Source organism: Streptomyces sp. NPDC047880 (assembly GCF_040706515.1).
Lineage (GTDB): Bacteria > Actinomycetota > Actinomycetes > Streptomycetales > Streptomycetaceae > Streptomyces.
In genome coordinates, this window is sequence record NZ_JBEZOK010000030.1 from 1 (window position 1) to 12,790 (window position 12,790).

9 protein-coding genes are annotated in these 12,790 nt (G+C 70.3%); 5 read left to right on the forward strand and 4 right to left on the reverse strand.

The annotated features are described in order from the left end of the window. Positions 1–406 precede the first annotated feature (406 nt). Both AB0937_RS32950 and ptsP read left to right on the forward strand, forming a co-directional pair. On the forward strand, positions 407–856 hold the full coding sequence (locus AB0937_RS32950) for a PTS glucose transporter subunit IIA (RefSeq protein ID WP_234850737.1): 450 nt from the start codon (positions 407–409) through the stop codon (positions 854–856). 80 nt (positions 857–936) lie between these two features. Beyond that, positions 937–2,607 carry a phosphoenolpyruvate--protein phosphotransferase gene (gene ptsP, locus AB0937_RS32955; RefSeq protein ID WP_366716977.1) on the forward strand — a complete coding sequence of 557 codons (1,671 nt, stop codon included), beginning with the start codon at positions 937–939 and terminating at the stop codon, positions 2,605–2,607. A 67-nt stretch (positions 2,608–2,674) separates the two neighbouring features. On the opposite strand, the gene AB0937_RS32960 is transcribed toward ptsP, so the two are convergent. Further along, entirely contained in the window at positions 2,675–3,565 is an 891-nt protein-coding gene (locus AB0937_RS32960; protein ID WP_366716979.1) for a hypothetical protein, read from the reverse strand. A gap of 155 nt (positions 3,566–3,720) precedes the next feature. Further along, entirely contained in the window at positions 3,721–5,688 is a 1,968-nt protein-coding gene (locus AB0937_RS32965) for an acetoacetate--CoA ligase (RefSeq protein WP_366716981.1), read from the reverse strand. Between the two features lie 211 nt (positions 5,689–5,899). On the opposite strand from AB0937_RS32965, the gene AB0937_RS32970 reads away from it, so the two are divergent. Next, positions 5,900–8,266 (forward strand): TIM-barrel domain-containing protein, encoded by a 2,367-nt coding sequence (locus AB0937_RS32970; protein WP_366716983.1) that lies wholly within the window; start codon positions 5,900–5,902, stop codon positions 8,264–8,266. 94 nt (positions 8,267–8,360) lie between these two features. Here the strand turns inward: AB0937_RS32970 and AB0937_RS32975 are convergent, their stop codons facing one another. Next, the gene (locus AB0937_RS32975; RefSeq protein WP_366716985.1) at positions 8,361–8,897 is read right to left on the reverse strand and encodes an NUDIX domain-containing protein; all 537 of its coding nucleotides are present in this window, start codon (positions 8,895–8,897) and stop codon (positions 8,361–8,363) included. A gap of 47 nt (positions 8,898–8,944) precedes the next feature. Further along, positions 8,945–9,754, reverse strand: a complete 810-nt coding sequence (locus tag AB0937_RS32980) for a M15 family metallopeptidase (protein ID WP_366716987.1) — start codon at positions 9,752–9,754, stop codon at positions 8,945–8,947. Positions 9,755–10,426: 672 nt separating this feature from the next. Between AB0937_RS32980 and AB0937_RS32985 the strand changes: the two genes are divergently transcribed. Further along, positions 10,427–11,221, forward strand: coding sequence for an MIP/aquaporin family protein (locus AB0937_RS32985; RefSeq protein WP_366716989.1), 795 nt, complete (start codon positions 10,427–10,429; stop codon positions 11,219–11,221). Between the two features lie 19 nt (positions 11,222–11,240). Then, complete coding sequence (glpK, locus tag AB0937_RS32990) at positions 11,241–12,761, forward strand: glycerol kinase GlpK (RefSeq protein ID WP_366716991.1); 1,521 nt, start codon at positions 11,241–11,243, stop codon at positions 12,759–12,761. Positions 12,762–12,790: the final 29 nt, after the last annotated feature.

Here is a 12,790-nt window from a genome sequence, read left to right on the forward strand (position 1 = left end):
GGCGTTGACTTTTGGCACGCTGTTGAGTTCTCAAGGAACGGTCGCTTCCTTTGTACTCACCCTCTCGGGCTTTCCTCCGGGCGCTTCCCTTCGGTGCTCCAAACTCTATCAGTGTTTTTCCGGCCCTCCGACCACCGTCCTGCAGGCATGCAGAAGGCGACCCAGAGATAGGATCTGACAAGTTGGTTGCTGCCCGGCCGGCACGCGAGTGCGTCGCTCAGCCCCAGGCAGGAGTACGACTGTACACGCGGCCTCGGAGCCGGTGCAAATCACTTTGGGGTATGGTCTAGACCACTTCGGAGTGCTCGCGCGGAACCGGCACTTCAGGTGACATACGCTGCTGAACAGTGTGCCGCCCGGTGCCACAGGGGCGGCCATATCGATCTCCACCCCTGGGAGGCTTCCCATGACCACCGTGACGTCCCCGCTCGCAGGACGCGCCATCGGACTGGCAGCAGTGCCGGATCCGGTCTTCTCCGGGGCCATGGTCGGCCCGGGCACCGCGATCGACCCCGTACGTGAGCCCTCCGAGGCCGTCTCACCCGTGGACGGCGTCATCGTTTCCCTGCACCCGCACGCGTTCGTCGTCGTCGACGAACACGGACACGGCGTGCTCACCCACCTCGGTATCGACACCGTGCAGCTCAACGGCGAGGGCTTCGAGCTGCTCGTGAACAAGGGCGACACCGTCCGGCGCGGTCAGGGTGTCGTCCGCTGGAACCCGGCGGCCGTCGAGGCCGCCGGCAAGTCCGCGATCTGCCCGGTCGTAGCGCTGGAGGCCACGGCCGAGGCCCTCTCCGATCTTCGCGACAACGGCGATGTGAAGGCCGGCGACAGTCTCTTCCTCTGGAAGTGACTCCTGTGCCGTCCTGTGAGACGGCGAGTACGACAACCACCGCGGCGGCGGCGGCCGCCGCTCTATCGGAGACGGGTGAGATGGAGACAACGCTGCGAGGCGTCGGCGTGAGCCACGGTGTGGCCATCGGCGAGGTTCGGCACATGGGAACGGCGGTGCTCGAGCCGCCCGCGAAGCAGATACCGGCGGAGGAAGCGGAGCGCGAACAGGGGCGCGCCCGCAAGGCCGTCGAGGCGGTGGCGGCGGACCTGATGGCGCGGGGCAACCTGGCCGGCGGGGAAGCCCAGGCGGTGCTCGAGGCGCAGGCCATGATGGCCCAGGACCCCGAGCTGATGGCCGATGTGGAGCGGCGGATCGCCGTCGGCAGCACGGCGGAGCGCGGAGTGTACGACGCGTTCGCCTCTTACCGCGAGCTGCTGGCGGGAGCCGGTGAGTACCTCGCCGGACGCGTCGCCGACCTCGACGACGTGCGGAACCGGATCGTCGCCCGTCTGCTGGGCGTGCCGATGCCGGGCGTCCCCGACAGCGACGAGCCCTACGTTCTGGTCGCCCGTGACCTCGCGCCGGCCGACACCGCGCTGCTCGACCCGACCCTGGTGCTCGGCTTCGTCACCGAGGAGGGCGGGCCGACCAGCCACAGCGCGATCCTGGCCCGGGCGCTCGGGGTACCGGCCGTGGTGGCGCTGCCGGGTGCCGGTGAGCTCGCCGAGGGCACGATGATCGCCGTCGACGGCAGCACGGGAGAGATCTTCGTGGAGCCGAGCGACGAGAAGAAGGCACAGCTCGAAGCGGCGGCTGCCGAGCGGAAGGCCGCGTTGGCGGCCTCAACCGGCCCCGGTGCCACGGCGGACGGTCACAAGGTGCCGCTGCTCGCGAACATCGGCGGCCCCGCTGATGTAGCGGCCGCCGTCGAGGCGGGTGCCGAGGGAGTCGGTCTCTTCCGTACCGAGTTCCTCTTCCTGGACGACAGCAAGCAGGCGCCTTCCGAGGAGAAGCAGGTCGCCGCGTACCGGCAGGTGCTCGAGGCGTTCCCCGAGGGGCGTGTCGTGGTGCGGGTGCTGGACGCGGGTGCGGACAAGCCGCTCGACTTCCTCACGCCGGCCGATGAGCCGAACCCTGCGCTCGGTGTGCGGGGTCTGCGGACGCTGCTCGACCACCCGGAGGTGCTGCGCACCCAGCTGACCGCGCTCGCGAAGGCGGCCGAAGGGCTGCCGGTCTACCTCGAGGTCATGGCCCCGATGGTGGCGGACCGTACGGACGCCCGGGCTTTCGCGGACGCCTGCCGTGAGGCCGGGCTGCGGGCGAAGTTCGGCGCGATGGTGGAGATCCCGTCCGCCGCGCTGCGGGCCCGCTCGATCCTTCAGGAGGTCGAGTTCCTGTCGCTGGGCACGAACGACCTCGCCCAGTACACCTTCGCCGCCGACCGTCAGGTGGGTGCGGTGTCCCGTCTGCAGGATCCCTGGCAGCCTGCCCTGCTCGACCTGGTGGAGCTGTCCGCCGAGGCAGCCAAGGCCGAGGGCAAGAGCTGTGGCGTCTGCGGTGAGGCCGCGTCCGACCCGCTGCTCGCGTGTGTACTGACCGGTCTGGGTGTCACCTCTCTCTCGATGGGTGCCGCGTCGATTCCCTACGTCCGGGCGACGCTGGCGAAGTACACGCTGGCGCAGTGCGAGCGTGCCGCCGCGGCGGCACGGGCGACGGACAGCGCCGAGGAAGCGCGCAGCGCGGCGCAGGCGGTGTTGTCGGGCGAGTAGGCCTGGCCGGTCCGTCGGCGATTGCCCGGGAGGGGCGCTCCACTGTGGTGGGGCGCCCCTCGCGCGTTCAGTGCCGGTGTCCCTGAGCCGGGTTCTCCTCCCCCAGATCGGGCGGCGCGCAGTAGTCGACGTTGGATTCGGGGGCGATCAGGTCGCCGGATTCGACGTCGGTGCAGTAGGCGTCGAAGACCTCTCCCGCGGTGAGGGGTTCAAGACCGTAGGCGCGCACGCGCCAGCCGTAGACACGGTCGGGTGTGCCGGGGGCGGTGGCGCGGATGACGAGTCCTCCGGGGCCTTCGGTGGCCAGGCCGAGGGCCAGGACCGTGGTGAACTCGAGGGCTTCGGTCTCGTCCAGTTCCAGGCCGGCTCCGTCGTCGGTGATGTGGAGGGCGGCGACGAGGGGTTCGGGTGAGCCGGTGACACTGCAGACGAGGTGGCGATGGCCCGGTGGTGCCGTGTCGAGGATGCGGACGAGGAGTTCCGCGGCTCGGGTGAAGGCGGCGCGTCCGATGTCCTCGCCGCAGGAGGTGCAGGCGCCCAGGCGGGCGAGGAGGGTGCTGGCGTACTCCCAGGTGGCATGCCGGACGGCCTCGTCCACGAGGGCCGGGAGGAGGTCGGCCAGCGGGCGGCCGTCGTAGGGAAGGGTGGGGCCTGTCGCCGCGATCTGCGCGGTGAAGCGGGATCGGCTCGACGGTTCGTCGGGGTCCAGGTCCTTGCGGGTGCAGAACTCTGCGTACTCCTCGGGGTCGAAGAGCGCCACGGTGGTGTGGCTGCCTTGCAGCGCCCTGGTCCTGAGGAGGGCCTCCACCTGTTTCAGATAGGTCGCGTGGTCGTGGAAGGTGAAGCTGCGGTAGCGCCGCATGGCCCGGAAGTCGTGCTCGTCGGCCAGCAGGCCGATGGTGCCGGTCATTTCGCGGTGCAGGACGCGTCGCATGGTCCGGTGGTCGGTGTGCGTCATCGTTCCCCCTGTGCACGGTCGATCAATGTTCACTCACAGTAATCGCCACCGCTGACAGTGAGGTCAGGGTCGGTGATCGCGCGGGGGATTGCTGACGGAGAGCGCAGGTCACAGGGAGGATGCGCCGTGACCTGCGCTCTGAGGGGCGAGCGGCGTCAGGAGCGTTTGCGGGCCAGATCCTCGTAGAAGTTCAGCAGGCCCAGGTCGTCGATGGAGCCGGGGTTGACCGCCTTCTCCAGGGGGGTGCCTTGGAGGAGGCGTTTGACGGGGACCTCGATGCGCTTGCCGGTGAGGGTGTGCGGGACGCCGGGTACTTCGATGATCTCGTCGGGGACGTGGCGCGGTGACAGTTGTTCGCGGATCGTCTGCTTGATGCGGTTCAGCAGGGTCTCGTCGAGGACTGCTCCGGGGGTCAGGTGCACGAAGAGGGGCATCCAGTAACCGCCGTCCGGCTGCTCGATACCGATGACGAGGGACTCCTTGATCTCGGGGAGGCGTTCGACGGCTTCGTAGATGTCGGCGGATCCCATGCGGACGCCCTGGCGGTTGAGCGTGGAGTCGGAGCGGCCGTGGATGACGACGGATCCGCGGGACGTGAGGGTGATCCAGTCGCCGTGCCGCCATACGCCTGGGTAGGTGTCGAAGTAGCTGTCGTGGTAGCGACTGCCGTCGGGGTCGTTCCAGAAGTGGATGGGCATCGACGGCATGGGGTTGGTGACCACGAGTTCGCCGACCTCGTCGACGAGGGGGCTGCCGCTGGGGTCCCAGGACTGCAGGTCGGTGCCGAGGCAGGGGGCCTGGAGCTCGCCGACGTGGACCGGGAGGGTCGGTACGGCTCCGGCGAAACAGGAGCACACGTCGGTGCCGCCGCTGACGGAGGCGATCCACAGGTCGTCGCGGACCTCGTCGTGGAGCCAGCGGAATCCGTCGGGGGGCAGGGGCGAGCCGGTGGTGGCGACACACTGCACGGAGGAGAGGTCGAAGTCCCGGGACGGGTGCACGTCGGCCTTGCGGCAGGCCATGACGTAGGCGGCGGAGGTGCCGTAGAGAGTGGCTTTCGTGCGTTCGGCGATTCGCCACTGTGCGCCGGTGTCGGGGTAGCCGGGGCTGCCGTCGTAGAGGACGATCGTGGTGCCCGTCAGCAGGCCGGAGACGAGGAAGTTCCACATCATCCAGCCGGTCGAGGTGTACCAGAAGAAGCGGTCCTCGGGGCCGAGGTCGCAGTGCAGGCCGAGTTGCTTGAGGTGCTCGACGAGGATGCCGCCCTGGGACTGGACGATGGCCTTGGGCAGGCCGGTCGTGCCGGAGGAGTAGAGCACCCACAGCGGGTGGTCGAAGGGCACCTGCTCGTAGACGGGGTCCGCGTCGGAGGAGGTGAGGGCCGACCACTCCAGGGCGCCCGCGGGGGGCTCGGTGCCGAGGAGCGGGATGTGGATCACGGCGCGCAGGGTGGGCAGTTCCCGGCGCAGTTCGGCGACCACCTCGCGTCGGTCGTGCTCCTTGCCGCCGTAGCGGTAGCCGTCGACTGTGAAGAGCACGACGGGTTCGACCTGCTGGAAGCGGTCGAGGACGCTGCGGGCGCCGAAGTCGGGCGCGCAGGAGGTCCAGACGCCGCCGACCGCGGCCGTGGCGATGAGCGCGACCACCGCCTGCGGGACGTTCGGGAGGTAACCGCTGACGCGGTCGCCGGGGCGCACGCCGAGGGCGCGCAGTTCGGCTGCCAGTGAGCCGACCTGGCGGCGCAGCTCGGCCCAGGTGACGGGGCGTGGTTCGTGGGTCTCGTCGACGTGCAGGAGGGCCGGTTCGTCGGCGCGGGTGGCGGCCGCGCGCAGGGCGTGTTCGGCGTAGTTCAGGGTCGCTCCGGGAAACCACTCGGCGCCCGGCATCGAGCGGTCACCGAGCACGCGCGCGCAGGGGTGCGAGAAACGGACGTCGAACCACTCGGTGACGGCTTTCCAGAAGGTGTCCAGCTCGTCGACGGACCAGCGTTGCAGGGCCGCGTAGCCGCCTTCGGCGGGGGCGCCGTGGTGCTCGGCGGCCCAGGCCTGGAACCTGGTGATCCGGGCGCGGGCGATGCGCTCGGGGTCGGGCTGCCAGAGCGGCTGGGGACTAACGGTCGACATGGTCGGCTCCCGGACTGTGCGCGTCGTGTGCGTCCTCCGCGCACGGGCTGGGGTGTGCGCGTGAGCGGCTGGCACGGACAATGCCATGTGATCGACTTCGCCACCAGGGCGCGCCCCACATAGTCCGTGTCGTGAAGATGTGGTCTTGGCACGGGTGAACGGCAGTTGAACGACACGCCCGCGCTGGGCCGTGAGTGGCAGGGTGAGCAGCATGAACGGTCGTGACCTGGTGCGTTCGATGAAAGCGGTGGCTTCGGTGGGGGCGGCGCAGGGTGTGCGTACCGTACGAGCAGCGTGGCGCAGGCGCCGGGCCGACGCCACCGGGCTGCCGGCGCGCGGGGCCGAGCGGGCACGGGTGCCAGGGCCCGTGGCGGACGTGGAGCCGCAGCCGGGGGGTGGTGTCGTCCGGTTCAGCCGGTCGGAGCTGCGGATCCTGGTCGCGGTGAACGGGGCCGTGTTCTGGGGGTGGGACGGAGCGGGGCCCGAGCCGTCCTACGCGCTGGCCGGCCGTGCTCCGGAGCCGGATCCGCGGGCGGTCCTGGAGCCGGACAAGGACGGCGGCTGGCGTGTGGTGGCCGAGCGGGTGACCGTAGTGGTCTCGCGGCACGGCGCGGTGGAGGTGCGGACTCCGGGTGGTGTGACTCTGCGGCGTGATCTGCCGCCGCGGTGGTGGGAGCCGGTCGGCGGCGGCCTTTCGAGGTGGATGCAGCGGTCGGAGGTGGGCGCGGACGCGCGGTTCTTCGGGCTCGGGGGGCGTAGCTCGGGTCCCCGGCTGCCGGACGGAACGTACCGGCTGTGGAACACCGATCCCGGCCGTGCGTTCGCGTCGGAGACCGACCCCTTGTACATCACGATGCCGGTGCAGGTGGTGGTGTCCGACGGCGGTACGCATCTGGTGTTCCACGACAACGCGTGGGACGGCACGGTGACGCTGCGGGAGGGCGAGGAGGGTGGGGGTTCCGGGCACGACCGGGTCGGGACGAGCGAGCTGCGGATGGACGGAGGCCCGCTGCGCTGCTGGGTGATGGTGGGCACGCCCGCGCGCGTGCTGCTCGCCTGGGCGTCGCTCACGGGGGCTCCGGCGCTGCCGCCCGCGTGGGCGCTCGGGCACCATCACGCGCGGTGGGGGTTCGGCAGCGAGCAGGAGGTCCGGCGGATCGTCGCGGGCTACGTTGAGCGCGGTTTGCCGCTGGATGCCGTGCACCTGGACATCGACCACCTCGATGCGCATCAGGTGTTCACCGTCGACCATGACCGATTTCCCAAGCTGCCGGTCCTGGCCGAGGAGCTCGGGCGGGACGGGGTCCGGCTGGTGTCGATCGTCCCCCCGGCCGTGAAGGCCCTGCCGGGGGGCGCGGTGTACGACGCCGGGGTGGCCGCGGACGCGTTCGTGCGGGACGCCGCCGGGGAGGTGGTGGAGGGTGTCCTGTGGCCCGGGGAGGTGGTCTGGCCCGACTTCACGCACGCGCGCGTGCGGGAGTGGTGGGGCGGTCTGTACGAGGAGCGGCTCGCGCAGGGCTTCTCGGGTTTCTGGCACGACATGAACGAGCCCACGTCGTTCACCGCCTTCGGTGAGTCGACGCTGCCGCGTTCGGCCCGGCACTCCCTGGAGGGGTGGGGCGGTGATCATCGTGAGGCGCACAACGTGTACGCGCTGTGCATGGCCAGGGCGGGCTTCGAGGGGGTGCGCCGGCTCGCGCCCGAGGAACGGCCGTTCCTGTTCTCCCGTTCCGGGTGGGCCGGGATGCAGCGCTACGGAGGGACGTGGTCGGGGGACGTGGCCACCGGCTGGCCCGGGCTGCGGGCGTCCTTGGCGCTGGTGACAGGGCTCGGGCTGTGCGGTGTCCCGTACTCGGGGCCGGACATCGGGGGTTTCGACGGGGATCCGTCGCCGGAGCTGTATCTGCGCTGGTTCCAGCTGGGCGCGTATCTGCCGCTGTTCCGTACGCACGCGAGTCTGCGGGCGGGTCGCAGGGAGCCCTGGGAGTTCGGTCGCGAGGTGTTGCAGCACGCGCGCGTGGCGCTCGTCGAACGCCAGCGGCTGCTGCCGTACTTCATGACGCTGGCGCATCTGGCGCGGCGTACGGGAGCGCCCTATGTGCGGCCCGTGTGGTGGGGGGCGCCCGAGGATCGGTTGCTGCGCGACTGCGAGGACGCCTTCCTCCTGGGTGACGGCCTGCTGGTGGCACCGGTGCTGGACCCGGGCGCCGTCCGACGTGCCGTGCGGCTGCCACGGGGGCGCTGGTACGACGTCGCGACGCAGCAGGCGTACGAGGGGCCGGGGCAGGTGCTGGTCGACGCGCCGCTGTCGCGGATCCCGGTGTTCGCGCGCGCGGGTGCCGTGCTTCCGGTACGCGGGGAGGACGGGGGGCTGGAGCTGGAGGTGTGGGCGCCCGCCCGGGGACGGACCGGGGGCGGGCTGGTCGTGCCGGACGGGGGCGAGGGGTGGGACGAGCCGGAGATCGAGCGCTACACCGCTCGGTGGATGGGCTCCCGGGTGGTCGTCGAGCGGGAGGGTGAGGACGGCGGGGGCACGCCGCTCTACCCGGTGCGCGTCCGAGGGATCCGGGAGCCCTGAGCTGTCCGGCCGGGGAGGGACCAGCTCCGGGGGAAGCGAGCGACGAGCCACCTGGCCCAGGAGAGATGAGCTCCGTGGGCCGGGAGGGACGAGCTCACATGTAGCGGCCCTCGAACCACGCGCGTGCGGCCAGGGTGTGCAGGGGGAAGGCGAGTTCCTCGGGCCTGCGCAGGAGCGTCCAGCCTTCCGTCTCGTCCGTGGCGGTCGAGGGGGGCAGGCCCTCGGCCGGGCGTTCCGGGAGGAGGCCGAACAGCAGGAGGTGTCCGTCCGGGGAGCTCATCGCGTCGGCGAGCCGGACGTCACGGCCGGCCGCGTCGATGCCGGTCTCCTCGCGGAGTTCGCGTATGACGGCCTGCCGCCAGTCCTCCCGGTCGTCGATGTAGCCGCCGGGCAGCGCGATGCTCCCGCGCGCGGGAGGGATGGTTCGGGTGATGACGACCAGGGCGGTGCCCTTGGTGTCGTACACGGGCTGCAGGGCCACTGCGACCGGCAGCGGGTTGCGGTAGGCCACGGCCCCGCACACCTGGCAGGTGCGGGGCCAGCCGGTGATGCCCTCTCCGTAGGGCGCACCGCAGCTCGAACAGTGTGAGTTCGGCACGGAGTTGGAAGCGGAGTGCTGAGATTCGGACACGCGGCGGACTGTAGCCGATCACGCAGAGGGCGCCGTGGCCAGGCTGCTCAGTGGGCGCCGGTGAGCGACGTGCGGGACACAGGGAAGTCGAAGTAGGTGTCCGGATAGGCCTCTGGTTTGAAGGTGTAGTGCCACCACTCCTCCGCCAGGTTCACGAAGCCGAGGCCTTCCAACGTGCTCTTGAGCAGCAGCCTGTTGGCGCGCTGTCGGCCCTGGACGCGAGGGTCGAGGGTGTGCGAGAGAGTGTCGAAGCAGTCGAAGCCGGTCCCCATGTCGACCGAGTTGTCCGGGAACCGCTCGCCCTTGGGCGCGAAGCACGGCACCAGGGGCTCCCTCTGGTGGTAGGGCCGGGTCGGCTTCGCCGGGAGCCTGACGAGTGTGACGTCCAGGGTCGAGCCGCGGCTGTGGCCGGATTTCGCCGCGATGTAGCCGTCTGCGAACAGTCGCGTCTTGTCGACGTTCGGGTAGAACTCGGCCTTCATCGCCTGGTCGCCGAGGTCCTCGGCCCAGCGGACGAAGTGGTCCACCGCGGGCTGGGGCCGGTAACAGTCGTACACCTTGAGGGTGTAGCCCTTGCGCAGGAGCTTGCGCTGGGCCTTGTGGAGGGCTTCGGCGGCGGGTCGGGTGAGGATGCAGAGGGGCTGCCTGTAGCCGTCGATGCGCTCGCCCACGAAGTTGTGCGGGGTGACGTAGCGCATCTCCTGAATGATCGTCGGGTCCACGCTTCTCAGTGCCACGAAGTCCTTCGGTGCCTTGGGATCGGTGCCGGCGTGGGCGGTCGGGGTGAGGGCGGTCGACGCCGGCAGGAGGGCGACCGCGGTGAGCAGAGCACGTGCCACGGTGGTGAGTCGTGTCATGTACCTGCGTCTACCAGGAGCGCGGACGCCAAGGGAAGGAGCCGCGCGCGAAGGGGCCGATGGCGCCAAGCCTCGCGGGCGCACGTGCGGGAGAGCGGGGCGTGCCCATGCGGGTGCTCCATAAACGCTGGGTCATGGCCCCGCCGATCTCCTGCGGTTGAGAAACCGCCAGGTCAGGTGGATGCTGGACACTAGCAAGCGAGGAGTCAGGCACAGCTGGGCTCTGGCCCCGGGCGGGGCTCGGCGCGCGCCGGACACCATCAGCCAAGCCTCGCGTGGCGGGCCCGCGCGAGTCCGACCAGATCTGAACAACGACCCGACCGGGCGCCGCCGTGGCCGAGCAAACCGGCCCGTCGGTCCGGCGCGAGCTCGGTGACCGTCCGACGCCAACCGTTGCGGTCGGCTACCTTGACGCCCTTGGGGTGCCGGTGAACACTTCCGGTGTCAGTCGACATCGCCGTACATAGTCGGCGCATTCCGGCACAGCGGCGCGAAAGTGCGCCTGCGCCAAGGCCCTCTCCCTCACGGGCGATCCGGCTGCGACGGCACGCTCGTCACGGATGCCGGGCGGGGCGCGGGATCTCCCTGCCTTCGGCTGAAGTAGCCACGGGATACGCACCCTGCAGGTGAGGACCGGGGCGGATCGCCCCGGGCCAAGGCTGAGGAGCAGCCATGACTAACGGAGATATTTTCTTCGGCGAGATGATCGGCACGGCGATTCTGATCCTGTTCGGTGCCGGTGTGTGTGCCGCCGTCACCCTCAGATTCTCGAAAGCACGGGCCTCCGGGTGGATCGTGATCGCGTTCGGCTGGGGCTTCGCCGTGCTGGCCGGCGCGTACACCGCCGCTCCCCTTTCCGGAGGGGTCATCAACCCTGCCGTCACCTTCGGCCTGGCCGTCGACACCGGCGTGTGGAGCAAGGTCTGGGTGTACCTCCTGGGCCAGATCACCGGCGCCATGATCGGGGCCGTCCTGTGCTACCTCGTGTACTACGCCCAGTTCGCGGCCAACGTGCGGAAGACGGGCACCACGGAGGGCACGGCGGACGAACCGATTCCGACGCTCGGGATCTTCTCGACCGTCCCGGAGATCCGGAACCCGATCGCCAACCTGATGACGGAGATCCTCGCCACCATCGCTCTGGTGTTGCCCATCCTGGCCCTGGTCGGGCAGGACAGGCACGTGGAGGGCATCGGCATCGGCCTGATTCCCGGGGGCGGCGGCATCTACGGATCCGGTATCGCGATCCTGCTGGTGTCCTTGCTGGTCGTCGGTATCGGCCTGTCCCTGGGTGGGCCCACCGGGTACGCCATCAACCCGGCGCGCGACCTCGGTCCGCGCATCATCCACGCCATCCTGCCGATCCCGAACAAGGGCACGTCCGACTGGGGCTACTCATGGATCCCCGTCGTCGGTCCACTGATCGGCGGCCTGCTCGGTGGCGTCATCTACAACGCAGCCTTCTGATCCAGCCGAAGGGGTAGCCATGACGGACAACTCCGCGAAGTACGTCGCAGCCATCGACCAGGGCACCACGTCGAGCCGCTGCATCGTCTTCAGCCAGGACGGCGCGATCGTCGCCGTGGACCAGCGCGAGCACCGCCAGATCTTCCCGAAGCCCGGCTGGGTGGAGCACGACGCCACCGAGATCTGGTCGAAGGTGCAGGCGGTGGTGGCGGGAGCGCTCGCCAAGGCCGGTCTGAGGGCCGACCAGCTGAGCGCGATGGGCATCACCAACCAGCGCGAGACGACCCTCCTGTGGGACCGGGCGACCGGCAAGCCGGTGCACAACGCCATCGTCTGGCAGGACACGCGGACGGCGGCGCTCTGCAACCAGCTGGGCGGCTCGGACGGGCAGGACCGCTTCCGCGAGCAGACGGGTCTGCCGCTGGCGACCTACTTCTCCGGGCCCAAGGCGGCCTGGCTGCTCGACAACGTGCCCGACCTGCGGGCCCGGGCCGAACGCGGCGAGATCGCCTTCGGCACGATGGACTCCTGGCTGATCTGGAACCTCACGGGCGGCACGGACGGCGGGCAGCACGTCACCGACGTGACCAACGCCGGGCGCACCATGCTGATGAACCTGGAGACCCTGCAGTGGGACTCCTCGATCCTCTCGGCGATGAACGTCCCCGAGGCCATGCTGCCCGAGATCCGGTCCTCCTCCGAGGTGTACGGCACCGCCGTGGGCCAGCTCGCCGGGGTCCCCGTGGCCTCCGCGCTGGGCGACCAGCAGGCCGCCGTGTTCGGCCAGGCCTGCTACGACGTGGGCACCGCGAAGAACACGTACGGCACGGGCAGCTTCCTGCTGCTCAACACCGGCAACCGCCCGGTGCCGTCGAAGAGCGGTCTGCTGACGACCATGGGGTACAAGATCGGCACTGAAGCGCCGGTCTACTGCCTGGAGGGCGCGATCGCCATCACGGGCGCGCTCGTCCAGTGGTTCCGGGACCAGCTCGGCATCATCCGGACGGCCGACGAGATCGAGCCCCTTGCGGCGAGCGTCGAGGACAACGGCGGCTCGTACATCGTGCCGGCGTTCTCCGGCCTGTTCGCGCCGTACTGGCGCTCCGACGCGCGTGGCGTGATCACCGGACTCACCAGGTACGTCACGAAGGCGCACCTCGCGCGCGCGGTGCTGGAGGCGACGAGCTGGCAGACCCGCGAGGTCGTGGACGCCATGTACCAGGACTCCGGGGTGCACATCACGACCCTCAAGGTCGACGGCGGCATGACGAAGAACAACCTGCTGATGCAGCACCAGTCGGACGTGCTCGACGTGCCGGTGGTGCGGCCCAAGGTCTCCGAGACGACCTGCCTGGGTGCCGCGTACGCGGCCGGTCTGGCCACCGGCGTGTGGAACGACACGGACGAGCTCAAGGCCCACTGGCAGAAGGACGTCGAGTGGACGCCGAACATGGAGGCGTCGGTACGGGACCGCGAGTACCACAACTGGCGCAAGGCCGTGGAGAAGAGCTTCGGCTGGGAGGAGGGCGGCGACAGCTGACCACGCGCGCGTGGAGCGTCGTTTCCGGA

Excerpts from the sequence above, each read along its gene's own strand:
- AB0937_RS32960 (WP_366716979.1), bottom strand. The coding sequence starts at position 3,565 with ATGACGCACACCGACCACCGGACCATGCGACGCGTCCTGCACCGCGAA.
- AB0937_RS32980 (WP_366716987.1), bottom strand. The coding sequence starts at position 9,754 with ATGACACGACTCACCACCGTGGCACGTGCTCTGCTCACCGCGGTCGCC.
- glpK (WP_366716991.1), top strand. The coding sequence starts at position 11,241 with ATGACGGACAACTCCGCGAAGTACGTCGCAGCCATCGACCAGGGCACC.
- AB0937_RS32985 (WP_366716989.1), top strand. The coding sequence starts at position 10,427 with ATGACTAACGGAGATATTTTCTTCGGCGAGATGATCGGCACGGCGATT.
- AB0937_RS32950 (WP_234850737.1), top strand. The coding sequence starts at position 407 with ATGACCACCGTGACGTCCCCGCTCGCAGGACGCGCCATCGGACTGGCA.
- AB0937_RS32965 (WP_366716981.1), bottom strand. The coding sequence starts at position 5,688 with ATGTCGACCGTTAGTCCCCAGCCGCTCTGGCAGCCCGACCCCGAGCGC.
- ptsP (WP_366716977.1), top strand. The coding sequence starts at position 937 with ATGGAGACAACGCTGCGAGGCGTCGGCGTGAGCCACGGTGTGGCCATC.
- AB0937_RS32970 (WP_366716983.1), top strand. The coding sequence starts at position 5,900 with ATGAACGGTCGTGACCTGGTGCGTTCGATGAAAGCGGTGGCTTCGGTG.